Genomic DNA, 12,651 nt, shown 5'->3' on the forward strand with positions numbered 1-12,651 from the left:
AAATGACAGCTAAAGAAAATGTTGAAGGCTTCATTAAAGTTATCGATGAAAATAATGAAGAAATTAATGCTTTTATTGAATTGAACAAAGAAAATGCATTAAAACAAGCAGAAGCTATTGATGAAAAAATTGCTAACGGTGAAGAAGTTGGCGCTTTAGCTGGTTTAGTATTTGGTATTAAAGCAAACATTAATGTTGAAGACATGATTATTTCAGCGGCTTCCAAAACCCTGGAAGACTATATTGGAAGTTACAATGCAACCGTTGTAGATGAAATACTTGCAGAAGACGGAATAATCATCGGTATTTTAAATATGGATGAATTTGCAGCAGGAAGTTCAACTGAAACTTCATACTACGGACCTACCCAAAACCCTGCGGCTATGGGAAGAATTCCGGGAGGTTCCAGTGGAGGATGTGCAGCGGCTGTTGCAGCAGAAATGTGTGATATTTCAATCGGTTCAGATACTGGCGGATCTATCAGAAACCCTGCATCCCATTGTGGTGTTGTCGGATTCAAACCTACTTACGGTGCTGTTTCAAGACAAGGATTGCTTGATTTATCCATGAGTTTAGACCAAATCGGCCCATTAGCTAATGATGTAAGTGGAATAGCTTTAGCATTGAATACTATTGCAAAATATGACGAAACTGAATGCACTACATTAGACTGGGATAAACCTGACTTTACTGAAGTATTGGAAGATACATCCCTTGAAGGCATGAAAATAGCTGTATGTAAAGAATTTATTGACATTACAGATGATGAAATTAACAAAACAGTCAATAAGGCTATTGACAAACTAGTTGATGCAGGAGCAGAACTTGTTGAAGTAAGTTTCGATTACATTGACTTATGTTTACCAACATATTACTTAATTAACTATGTAGAATTCTTCTCAGCTACAAGAAAATATGACGGAAGAGACTACGGATCCAGAATAGAAGAAGTATGTGGAGAAGAAGTTTTAAGAAGAATCAAAATAGGTTCACATATTGCAGAAGCAGAATTCAGTGGTAAATACTACAAACAAGCATTGAAAGCAAGATCAGTGATTAGGGGAGAAATTACTTCAATGCTTGAAAATGTTGATTTGATTGTCGGTCCGACCGTGCCTAAACTTCCTCACGAAATAGGCACTGAATTAGAACCTATGGAGATGTATGCCTACGATATTTTAACAGTGATTGCAAACCTTGCAGGTATTCCGGCAGGAAGCATAAAAGCTGGTGAAGTGGACAGCATTCCAGTAGGATTACAAATCCAGGCCAAACCATTGGATGACCTGAAAATTATTAAAGCAATGAGTGTATTCGAAAACACTCAATAATTTCTTTTTTTTATTAATGGAATGTTACACAAAATTTTTAATTGATTTTAATTTTTTATATTTTTTTCTTTTTTATGTTCTATGAAAATTTACTAATTTTATCACTGTTTTTTCTATATAAAATCTCTCGAAAATTGCAGAAATGGATTTATAAAATTAAAAAATTATAATTTCATGCAACATCCTCATAAATTTTTTTCACTTGAAATAGACCTCTAAAATTTTATAACTTATCAGATATAACTAATAAATAAGAGGTTATTCTTATGACAAAAATCGGACTTGCTTATGTTAGTGGAGCAGTTCCAGGATTTGAAGATTTTGGAAATCTACCAACAGATATTGTTAAAGAAAATGGACTTGTTAATGGAAATAAAGCTTCAAAAGAATTGGATGCATTAATAATTCCTGGTGGAACATTAATTGAGTCTAACGATATAAACATGGATTTAAACACTGAAATAAAGAAAATGGCTCGTGACGGAAAACCTGTTATTGGAATATGCGCCGGTTTTCAATTGCTGTCAAATCAGATAGACATCGGCAGGAAATCACCTGTGCCAATAATTAAAGAAGGCCTGGGACTGATAGACGTTGATTTTTCACCGTTGATTACCAGTGACAGGGTAAAGGCCAAAGTGTATGATAACTCTTTTCTAGTTAAAAACCAGACTGAAGATGTTAACGGATTTCACACTCATACTTACGGTAAGATTGAAGGTAATGCAAAGCCATTATTCTATTCACAAGTTCAAAGAATGAATTATGGAGATACAAACAAAAAAGGTGAGTACAACATATTTTCAGGAGCATGCAACGATGACGGGAACGTTATCGGAACAATGATTCATGGAATATTAGATGAAAATCCGATTCTTGTAGAAAATCTAAAAGAACAAATAGATATACAAAACCTCGATAAAATTTACAATAGAAACAAAGAAGTGAAAAAATATCTACTAAGCGAAGTGGGAATTCACACTGACATCAAAGTACCTGAAATAAAATCAAGCACAAAACCAAAATACCTGATGATTGGAAGTAATGGATCCGATTCCGGCAAGACTTTCATACTAACCGGACTTGCAGGAGCCATCAGAAAAAGAGGATATAAGGTTGCACTTCTGAAAGTAGGTCCTGATGTTCGAGATATTATACCTGGACTATATTTAACAAAAGGAAAAATGGAAGATTTCGCATCAATAAAAATTGGACACTTGGGTTGGAAAGACATAGAATCTACAATAAAACAATTGAATAAATCAGATTATGATATCGTGTTGATTGAAGGTGTTATGAGCGTGTTTACAGGACTTTTAAATGAAAAAGTTCCATTTTCCGCAGCCGAAATTGCAATGTCATCAAAAATTCCTATGATATTAGCAACTGGAGTCAATAAGGGAGGAATAGAATCCGCAGCAGTTGACATAGTAGCTCATGCAAACATGTTGGACAAACTTGGAGTTACAGTTGAAGCGGTACTCCTCAACAAGGTATACAATGATAATATATTTGACACCGTGGTACCATATATTAGAGAAAATACAAAAGTCAAAAATGTTTTGAAACTGCCAAAACTAAAATCAGCAGATATGAGAGGATTTATTCCGGAAGTTGAAATCAGATATGAATTATTTACAAAACATGCCCTTGACTTGATTGAAGAGAACTTAAACATTGATGAAATAATCAATATGGCATGTGAAGTTGAATTTGAAAAAATATACTCATTTGATGAAATTAAAAATAAAGTGATATAATGGCTCTTAATTTAAGTCCAGAAACAGGCGTTAAACTTACAAAAAAAGACAGAGCACACGTTTTAAAAAAGATGAAACAGGGCTGGAAAGCCAATTGCATGATTCCCGATTACATATTTGATGAAAATGGAGATATTCAGATAGCTTCAGACATGAACAGACGTGTTGTTAAAATCGTGAAATTCAAAGATGATGGAATTCACTTTGAAAAAGCTCTTAAAAGTAAAACCTTAAGAATTCCCTGGCTGAAAGTGACTGAAATAAACATGTCAAAAGAAATAAGGGATGGTTTGGAAATTAAAATGAATGATGGTAGGTATGTTGCATTCAGCATCTACAATTCATACAAAGTAAAACAGATTACTGAATTCATTGCAAATTATATTGCAGATAAAAAAAAGAATATGCTAAATAAATAGCTATTCTTCCAAATATTTATTGATAACGTCTTCGCCCCTAAGTAAGACCAATCCGTTTTCTTCAGCATATTTGCGAGCATCGGCAATTGAAGTAGCCTGTCCGGTTTCACCGTCCATCATTTCACAAACTACACAAACAGGAGTAACACCGGCAAGTTCACATAAAGCAAGCCCGATTTCTGTGTGTCCTCTTCTATTTTTAACTAACCCATCAGCCCCTCTTAAAAGACATACATGACCAGGAGATCTGAATGTAGCTCCAAATTCATCGTATCTTTCTTCTTTCATCATTAAAGCCATTTCACTGATGGTCATAGCTCTGTCATGGTCTGTAACACCGGTAAAAGATTTTCTGTGGTTAGTCCATATTGAAAATGAAGACCTTTCATCATAAGGAATATCATTTGGAGCGAGTTCAGCAAGCTCTGGATATTTTTCAGTAGCTGCTTTCATAATATCAACCATGAAAGGCAATTTTATAGCATCACAATAGTCAGCATGTAGACAGTTACAAATCAGACCGCCGGCATCATTCCTCATGGTTGCAATGGATTTAGGGGTTACAAATTCAGAAGCGATAATCATATCAACTTCTCCTTCCCTATCATCATCATCAAAAACTAATACAAATTCACCATTTCTTATAGCTTCTAAAGCTTCATCTAAGTTTGTTTCTTGATTCATAGTAACACTCCTTTAGTACTAGAACCAGGGCTAAAAATAACTATTATCTTCTCTTCCATCCGGACTGTCACCGTCGGTTTTGGAATCTCACCAAATCAACACATGTTTTTGTGCTCGTGGACTTATATAAAAATCACCACCGGTGGAGAATTTCACTCCGCCCTGAGAACGTATTATCAAATATATAAATCATGTATAAAATACTTTGTGGTAAAAATCAAAATTCCAGAGAAACGATATCCCCATCTTTCAAATTTAATTCATCCCTTAACTTATTTTCTGAGATAAATTCCAGATAGTTTTCCTCATGAGTGGTTTTTGCAGGAAAAACAATTGCTCCTTTTATCTTATCTTCCAAAATAGCATCAATATATTTTACAGCTCCAAAACCTTCATCAGGTTTAATAATGTCTTCACAATCGTCCTTGATTTTATTAATTTCATCAAGATATTTTTCCGGAACAACAATGTTCAATGTTCCCGGAAATGGAATAAAACCGCAATTCTTCTTAAACTCCCTAGTATAGAATTCCTGTGATAAAAAATATGCCGCCTTTCCCAAACCTGTTGTAACTTCACCATCAATTTTCATGAAATAACCTCTAATTAAAGTAGATACAATAAAAATTCATTCAATATTATCAAACATAAAGTTAAAATAACAATACTTTCGATTAATAATAAAATTATTGACTGATATGATATCCATTGTATAATACATATTTAATTTATTTTCATGTTAATAAAGTTAAAGTAAACAAGATTTAAGAAATTTATTTTAAGTATCAAAAATATAAATAGTATTACAAATTTTTTTACAGGGTAATGGAAATGAAAATACAAACTATCTCATCAGATGTATTAATAATTGGATCTGGAGGGGCAGGTTCAAGAGCAGCTATAGAAGTTGATGAAGCTGGTCTAAAGCCTCTCATAGTTTCAAAAGGTCTTTCATTTAGATCAGGATGTACTGGAATGGCTGAAGGCGGATATAATGCTGTATTTAAAGCCGTGGACAAAGACGATTCAATAGAAGCACATATACATGACACTTTAAAAGGTGGAAGTTATTTAAACGATGAAAAACTCGTTAATATATTAGTAAAAGAATCCCCAAAAAGATTGATAGATTTAGAAAATTATGGAGCTTTATTTGACCGTCAGGAATCTGGTGAAATTGACCAAAGACCGTTTGGTGGGCAATCTTTCAGAAGAACATGTTATCAAGGAGACAGAACAGGAGCAGAATTATTAAATGCACTTAAAGAAGAAATCATTAAAAGAGATATAGAATGTATTGAAGAAGTAATGATAACATCTCTTGTATGCGAAGGCACACAAGTAATAGGTGCATGCGGATTCAATTTAAAAGATTCCAGTTTGATTTTCTTCCAGGCAAAAGCTACAATATTGGCCAGCGGAGGAGCTGGTCAATTATACCCTGTAACTTCAAACACATTCCAAAAAAATGGAGATGGATATGCTATAGCTTACAGAGCCGGAGCGAATCTGGTTGATATGGAACAAATTCAATTCCATCCTACAGGTATGGTAACACCGGAATCAAAAAAGGGAGTTCTTGTAACTGAAGCTGTAAGAGCTGAAGGAGGAAAACTCATAAACAAAGATGGGGAAAGATTCATGTCCAAATATGCTCCTGAAAAAATGGAATTGGCTACACGTGATGTGGTTGCCCGTTCAATATATCAGGAAATTATTGAAGGAAGAGGAACCGAAAACGGCGGAGTTTATCTGGACATTTCACACCTTGATGATGACTACATTGAAGAAAAACTGGAGACAATGGTACTGCAGTTTGAAAATGTAGGAGTTGACATCAAACACGAACCTATAGAAGTCGCTCCAACAGCACACCACTTCATGGGAGGATTGAAAATCAATACAGATGCATCAACATCTCTTGACAATTTATTTGGAGCAGGTGAAGTTTGTGGAGGAGTTCATGGAGCTAACCGTTTAGGAGGTAATGCTCTTGCTGATACGCAGGTATTTGGAAAAATTGCCGGTGAAAGTGCATCAAAAGTAGCTAAAGAAAGCGACTTTAAAACAAATGATGAAATGGTCAAAGAAGAAGCGTCAAGAATCGAAAACCTGATTAAAAAAGGTACAATAAAACCTCAAGAATTTAAAAATAGAATTAAAAATCTGATGTGGGAAAAAGTAGCTATTGTCAGAGAGGAAAAAACCTTGAATGAAGCCTTAAAAGAACTTCTAAAAATGCAAAAGGAATTGAAAAATCTGGATGTCGGCGAGAAAAATCAGTATAATACAGAATTGGTAACAGCTCTTGAAGTAATAAATATGGTTGAAATTTGTATTTTAACTGTAAAATCAGCAATATTGCGTAGAGAAAGCAGAGGTGCTCACTTCAGGTCTGATTATCCTGAAAGTTCAGATGAATGGAAAAAGAGTATTATCATAAATAAAAATAAAATAGAATTTGAAGCTAGATAGTAACTTCTTTTAATTCTTTCAATTCTTCAATTGCTTTTCTGGCTTTTTCATAAATTTCCTGTTCATCCAAAACAACTAATTTTTTATTTTCCATTAATATTTTACCGTCACAAATTGTAGTATCCACATTGGAACCGTTTGCGGAGTAAATGATGTTGGAACTTAAATTTGAGCTGTTAGGAACCATATTAGCCGAATTAGTGTCTATTAAAATAATATCAGCTTTTTTACCTACTTCAATAGTACCTATTTGATCTTGAAGATCTAAAGCTTCAGCACCTTTGATTGTACCCATAGCCAATGCTTCATCGGAAGATAAAACTTTAGGATCGAGTGTAGAAACCTTTTGAAGCAAACTTGCGGTTTTGAGCTCTTCAATTAAATCCAAATTATTGTTTGAAGAGGCACCATCAGTACCTATGCCTACACAAATATCATTTTCAATCAATTTAGAGATAGGAGAAATACCTGAAGCCAATTTCATATTACTGCACGGATTGTGTGAAACCTTAACATTATTTTTCTTGATAATTTCAATTTCATTATCACTTAACCATACACAATGAGCAGCAACAACATCAGGACCTAAAAATCCAATTTTATCCAAATATTCAAAAGGTCTAAGGCCTTTTTCATCCAATATATCATTAATTTCCTTTTCAGTTTCAGAAACATGAATATGTATGCCCATATTATATTCGTCTGCTAACTGACGAACCTTAATAAGCAATTCTTCTGATGCAGTATATGGTGAATGAGGTCCGAAAAATACTTTAATTCTTCCATTTGCCATTCCATTGCAATTCTCGTATAATGAAATATTTTCTTTTATTTCATTTTCTCTTCTTTCAGCATCTCCAAAATCAATCATCCCATATGATAAAACTGCTCTGATTCCCGCTTCATCCACTGCACGGGCGACATCCTCCATATAAAAATACATGTCGCTGAAGGTAGTTGTTCCTGATTTTATTAGTTCAACAGCACCTAATAATGCTCCGATATAACAATAGTCTCCATTAAGATTTGCTTCCATAGGCCATATATGATCATTCAACCAACTGTCCAAACTCAAATCATCGGCTAAACCTCTAAATAATGCCATGGATAAATGAGTATGAGTATTTACAAATCCCGGAAGTAAAATTTTTCCGTTTGCATCTATTATTTTATCTACATTATCCTCATCGATTTCATCGGAAATTTCAGAAATAATATCATTTTTTATCAAAAGAGATTGTTTTTTATTTACAAAATTATTAGGATTTAAAATTAATGCATTTTTAATCAATATAGTATTATCCATCATAATAACACCTAAAAAAATAAAAAAAGTAGTTAAAAACTTATTTATAAGTTTTTAATAGCTAATTTAATATCATCAGCTTTAATAGTTTTACGTTTTGCGATTTTAGCAACTTGAGTAGCTTCTTTAGCAACTTCACGAGCAACTTCTTCTACGTATGCAGCTAATTCAGCTTTTGCATCTTCACTTACTCTTTCTGCGCCAGCTTCTTTGATGATTCTAGCTATAGGAGCTTTTGGTATTTCAGACATATTTTTCACCTCGTAAAATTTATTAAAAACTTAAGATTAATCAATTAATCGTAAGTTAAATATACATTATAATATGACTTAATATTTAAATATTTTGCTTAAATTATAATTAATTAATAAAATAAGAATAAATAATTAAAATAAATAGAATTAATAATGATTAATAATTTATAATCTTAAAAAAAGTATTAAATAAAAAGATTTATAAAATATAATCATATAAAAAATTGGAAAGATTATGATGAAAATAAAAATTGCTGTTCCTTCCAAAGGAAGAATAAGTGAACCTTCAATTGATATCTTAGAAAAAGCAGGATTAGGATTGAAAGATAGAGAAAGTAGAAAATTAATCTCTAAAACTTTTAACAAGGATATTGATGTTTTATTTGCAAGAGCATCCGATATTCCAGAATTTGTGCAAGATGGAATAGCAGATATAGGAATTACCGGTATTGACTTAATCAAAGAAAGTGAAGCTGACGTTATTGAGTTGCTCGATTTGAAATTTGGAAAAACAAGACTTGTCTTGGCGGCTCCTGAAGATTCAAATATAAAATCAATCAAGGACATTACACCTGAAATGACATTAGCTACAGAATTTCCAACATTAACAAAGAAGTATTTAGAAAAAAATGATTTGGATTTGAAAATTGTTAAATTAAGTGGATCTACCGAAGCTGCTCCATTTATAGGTGTTGCTGATTTAATAACCGATTTGACAAGTACAGGTACAACATTAAAAATGAACCATCTGGAAATTGTTGACACATTACTCAGCAGTTCAATAGTTCTCATTGCCAATAGGCAAAGCATGGAATCAAAAAATGAACTAATTGATTCTGTAAGCACCAGTATTAAAGGTGTTCTTGAAGCTGCAAGAAAAAAATTACTGATGATGAATGTTAAAACAAAAGACTTGGATGGTGTCAAAGACGTCATGCCGTCCATGGGTGGTTTAACAATATCAGACGTATTATCAGATGAGGAAACTGTTGCAGCTCAAGCTGTTATCGACGAAGATGAGGTTTTTGATTTAGTAAATAAATTAAGGAATGCAGGTGCAAAAGATATTCTAGTTGTACCTATTGAAAGAATAATATGATTAGACAAGGTGATTAGAATTTTTAAATTGAAAAATATAATTTCCATAAAAGATTTTGATAGGCAAGACATTGACTACATTCTTGATGAAGCCACTAAAATGGAAGATATTGCCAGGTCAAGGAAAATTTCAGAAGAACTAAAAGGTAAAATCTTAGGTTTAATGTTCTTTGAACCTTCAACAAGAACAAGAATGTCATTTGAAACATCCATGAAACGTTTAAATGGAGAATGTATTGGATTTGAAAATAGTGGATCCAGTTCAGTGTCCAAAGGGGAAAGCATAGCAGATACAGCAAAAATGTTTGAAGGTTACAGCGATGCACTGGTAATCAGACATGAACTTGAGGGAGTATCCAAATTCATATCTGATATTGTTGATGTTCCTGTGATAAACGCAGGAGATGGTGCCGGCCAACACCCTACACAAACATTGCTTGACTTATATACAATAAAAAAAGAAATAGGAGAAATAGACAATTTAAAAATTGCTTTAATTGGTGATTTGAAGTTCGGACGTACAGTACATTCACTTTCAAATGCTTTATGTTTGTACGATAATGTCAAAATATACATGGTATCACCCCAAAAACTTAAAATGCCTCAGGAAGTTCTTCATGATCTGGATAAAACCAATATCGATTATGAAGAAGTCGAAAATATTGAAAGCATAATTGATGATGTTGATGTTTTATATGTAACCAGAATTCAAAAAGAGCGTTTTGGGGATATTAATGATTATCTAAAAATAAAAGGAGCATATATAATAAATAAAAAAATGCTTGAAGGCAAGGATGTCATTGTAATGCATCCATTACCAAGAATTGATGAAATAGATACTGATGTTGACGACACTGAATACAACAAATATTTCATTCAAGCATTTAATGCAGTGCCTGTAAGAATGGCAATCTTGAAGACATTAATAAAAAATAACCCTAAATAGAGAATAGGGTATCTTCAAGTAAATTTACATTACACTGCAACTTGATGATATTGGTTCTTCCTTTTCCACGACCACGTGAAACAGTGTTTGTGGAAATAATTCCCAATAATTCAAGTTCATTAATGAAATCAAAAATTCTTCTGTAGGTAACAGCATCTTTTTTGGATATCTCCTTATATTCATCATATAATTTTCCAGAGCTTATCTCTTCATCTTGTTTTGTTAAATTTAAAATTGCTTCTAAAACCCTTTGCTGTTGTAAAGGCAATGTTTGAATAATATCAGTGACTTTATTGTGTTCTATTCTGTCTTTAGCTATTCTGACATGTTCGCTGGTAACTTTTTGTGAATCATCATAAACAGCCAATTCACCAGCATTTTTAAGAAGGTCAAGAGCATATCTTGCGTCACCTTCCTCCTTAGCTGCCATAGCAGAACACAATGGAATAACATCATTTTCTAAAACGTTTTCATTAAAAGCCAATTCTGCCCTTTCAGTTAGAATATCACTTAACTGGTCTGCACCATAAGGTGGGAATACAATTTCTTTGTCATTTAAACTGCTTGTAACCCTTGACTTGATTAAATTTTTAAAGTCTAGATAGTTACTGATTGATAAAACTGAAACATTATCAGTTCTTGTTAAGGTATATAATATTCCGTCACCGTCTTTATCAAGCAATATATCGATTTCATCTAAAATAACAATTAAAATTAACTTTTTTCCAAATGCATTGGTTCTGAAGATATCCCTGAATGTATTGACAATTTCTCCTTTTGTCCATCCTCTATTAGGAACATCCCTTCCAAGTTTTTGACATAACTGAGCAATAACTTGGTACTCTGTAGTATAATCAGTACATCTGATATATTCAACTTTAACAAATACATTTTTGTTTGATGCAGCATCAATCAATTGTTCACGAGCGAATTTGGAAGCTGCAGTTTTACCTGTCCCTGTTTTACCATAAAGAGTCACATTAGAGGGTGTTACTTCATTTAAGGCATCAACCCAATACTTAGCTATTTGCCTTATCTGTTCTTCTCTGTGAACAAGCTTTTCAGGTAAAAATCTGTGATCTAAAGGTTTTTTGTCTTTAAAAATAACAACACCCTTAGTATCATCCCTTTCTATTTCATCAAAAATATTTGACATATTTACACCAGTATTAATTAATATTATGAATTTAAGTAAAAATTAGAAAAAAACTGAAAGTAGTATTTCCAGTGTTAATTTATAAAAAGTATCATAAATAAAGTTTGTTATCACAATTGTCATAATAAACTGAAAAATAAATTGGCTAAAAATTATATGGATAAATATGAATAATTATTTTAACAAAATAAAGCTTTAAAATAGTTAATATATCAAAAAATCAATTTAAATCTATTTAAAAATAAAACATGAAATAGTACAATTTCAAATATAATATAATGATTTCAAGTGTAAAAATCTCATGAAAACAAAAGATTTCAAATTGGATATGACGATATAAAGGAAAATTTTGAAAAAAAAATATTTCGAAGGATAGAGAGTGAGAGAGGTGTATTTCAAGTGAAAGATATTTCATCCAAAAATCAATTTTCGAGACATGTGTTTCAAGTGTAAAGAAAATGAAAATTTGATAATATTTTGCAAAATTCAAAAAAAATCATTAAATAAGATTAAAATTAGAAATAAAGAGCAAAATGAAAAGATAAATTTCAAGTGTTTACAGTTGAAATATACCTCTTCAGTTCTAAAATACCTTCGAAAAGTTTATACTTGAAATGCACCTCTCCCTCACTAAACAAACATATCATTCTGATTAGAAGGTTGGACATTTGGCATTAAAGAGCCAAAAGTTTTATCAATTAGGAAAATACAATGTAATTTAGCTTTAAAAACACGTTTAATTGTTTTCATAAGCTCATTTTTAGTTAATCCATCTTCATAAACAGTATCAGTTACAACAAATTGCTGTAAAATATCCTGATTGATGCTCAATTCAAAATCAACAAGATAACTGTTAAGACCAAACTGCAAATCCAATATGAAATTTCTTCTTGTTTCAGGATTTGATGCAACCATCAAATTAGCATGTTCCTGTGCAACTTGTGTAGCGCAGGCAATTATAATACAGTCCTTTCCAACAGGTTTTACAACATCCATTATGTTTTCCTTTGGAAATTCAATAATGTAGTGAAAATCGGCATTTTCATCAAATTTTTTTTCAAGCAAACATTCTTCGTCCATTAACCAGTTTCTAATGTCATCTTCAAAAGTCATATTATCATCTTAAATTTAATAATAAATTATATATTTTTTTATTATATATAATATAAAGTATGATTGAATATAATAAATTTATTTATGATATTATTTTTGCTAAAATAGG

At 32.0% G+C, this 12,651-nt stretch carries 12 protein-coding genes and 1 riboswitch; of the genes, 6 read left to right on the top strand and 6 right to left on the bottom strand.

What is annotated here, in order from left to right; all coding sequences use genetic code 11:
• Positions 1 to 2: 2 nt before the first annotated feature.
• The 3 genes from gatA to Q0P94_RS03250 all read left to right on the top strand — a co-directional run bounded on the left by gatA (position 3) and on the right by Q0P94_RS03250 (position 3,510).
• Complete coding sequence (gatA, locus tag Q0P94_RS03240; RefSeq protein ID WP_295113754.1) at positions 3 to 1,331, top strand: Asp-tRNA(Asn)/Glu-tRNA(Gln) amidotransferase subunit GatA; 1,329 nt, start codon at positions 3 to 5, stop codon at positions 1,329 to 1,331.
• Positions 1,332 to 1,597: 266 nt separating this feature from the next.
• Positions 1,598 to 3,091 (top strand): DJ-1/PfpI family protein, encoded by a 1,494-nt coding sequence (locus tag Q0P94_RS03245; RefSeq protein ID WP_295113756.1) that lies wholly within the window; start codon positions 1,598 to 1,600, stop codon positions 3,089 to 3,091.
• Positions 3,091 to 3,510 carry a hypothetical protein gene (locus tag Q0P94_RS03250; RefSeq protein WP_295113758.1) on the top strand — a complete coding sequence of 140 codons (420 nt, stop codon included), beginning with the start codon at positions 3,091 to 3,093 and terminating at the stop codon, positions 3,508 to 3,510. Before Q0P94_RS03245 ends, Q0P94_RS03250 begins: the two co-directional genes overlap by 1 nt.
• Here the strand turns inward: Q0P94_RS03250 and ribB are convergent, their stop codons facing one another.
• Positions 3,511 to 4,194, bottom strand: a complete 684-nt coding sequence (gene ribB / locus Q0P94_RS03255) for a 3,4-dihydroxy-2-butanone-4-phosphate synthase (RefSeq protein ID WP_295113760.1) — start codon at positions 4,192 to 4,194, stop codon at positions 3,511 to 3,513.
• Between the two features lie 43 nt (positions 4,195 to 4,237).
• Positions 4,238 to 4,368, bottom strand: a riboswitch (FMN riboswitch).
• A 43-nt stretch (positions 4,369 to 4,411) separates the two neighbouring features.
• The gene (locus Q0P94_RS03260) at positions 4,412 to 4,786 is read right to left on the bottom strand and encodes a DUF120 domain-containing protein (RefSeq protein ID WP_295113762.1); all 375 of its coding nucleotides are present in this window, start codon (positions 4,784 to 4,786) and stop codon (positions 4,412 to 4,414) included.
• A gap of 239 nt (positions 4,787 to 5,025) precedes the next feature.
• Here Q0P94_RS03260 and tfrA point away from each other — a divergent pair, with 239 nt between their 5' ends.
• Positions 5,026 to 6,669, top strand: a complete 1,644-nt coding sequence (gene tfrA / locus Q0P94_RS03265; protein ID WP_295113764.1) for a fumarate reductase (CoM/CoB) subunit TfrA — start codon at positions 5,026 to 5,028, stop codon at positions 6,667 to 6,669.
• Here tfrA and Q0P94_RS03270 read toward each other — a convergent pair.
• Together Q0P94_RS03270 and Q0P94_RS03275 are read right to left on the bottom strand one after the other, a co-directional pair.
• Entirely contained in the window at positions 6,662 to 7,978 is a 1,317-nt protein-coding gene (locus Q0P94_RS03270) for an amidohydrolase family protein (RefSeq protein WP_295113766.1), read from the bottom strand. The two genes, tfrA and Q0P94_RS03270, sit on opposite strands and share 8 nt — an antisense overlap.
• Before the next feature lie 41 nt (positions 7,979 to 8,019).
• Positions 8,020 to 8,226 carry a histone family protein gene (locus tag Q0P94_RS03275; RefSeq protein ID WP_295113768.1) on the bottom strand — a complete coding sequence of 69 codons (207 nt, stop codon included), beginning with the start codon at positions 8,224 to 8,226 and terminating at the stop codon, positions 8,020 to 8,022.
• Positions 8,227 to 8,467: 241 nt separating this feature from the next.
• On the opposite strand from Q0P94_RS03275, the gene hisG reads away from it, so the two are divergent.
• Entirely contained in the window at positions 8,468 to 9,328 is an 861-nt protein-coding gene (gene hisG / locus Q0P94_RS03280; protein ID WP_295113770.1) for an ATP phosphoribosyltransferase, read from the top strand.
• A 9-nt stretch (positions 9,329 to 9,337) separates the two neighbouring features.
• Positions 9,338 to 10,273, top strand: coding sequence for an aspartate carbamoyltransferase (pyrB, locus tag Q0P94_RS03285; protein WP_295113772.1), 936 nt, complete (start codon positions 9,338 to 9,340; stop codon positions 10,271 to 10,273).
• Here pyrB and Q0P94_RS03290 read toward each other — a convergent pair.
• Positions 10,266 to 11,429 (bottom strand): Cdc6/Cdc18 family protein, encoded by a 1,164-nt coding sequence (locus tag Q0P94_RS03290; protein WP_295113774.1) that lies wholly within the window; start codon positions 11,427 to 11,429, stop codon positions 10,266 to 10,268. The two genes, pyrB and Q0P94_RS03290, sit on opposite strands and share 8 nt — an antisense overlap.
• 630 nt (positions 11,430 to 12,059) lie before the next feature.
• Positions 12,060 to 12,542, bottom strand: a complete 483-nt coding sequence (locus Q0P94_RS03295) for a DUF2299 domain-containing protein (RefSeq protein WP_295113776.1) — start codon at positions 12,540 to 12,542, stop codon at positions 12,060 to 12,062.
• Positions 12,543 to 12,651 lie beyond the last annotated feature (109 nt).

The sequence above is a fragment of the uncultured Methanobrevibacter sp. genome (assembly GCF_946184425.1).
Taxonomy (GTDB): domain Archaea; phylum Methanobacteriota; class Methanobacteria; order Methanobacteriales; family Methanobacteriaceae; genus Methanocatella.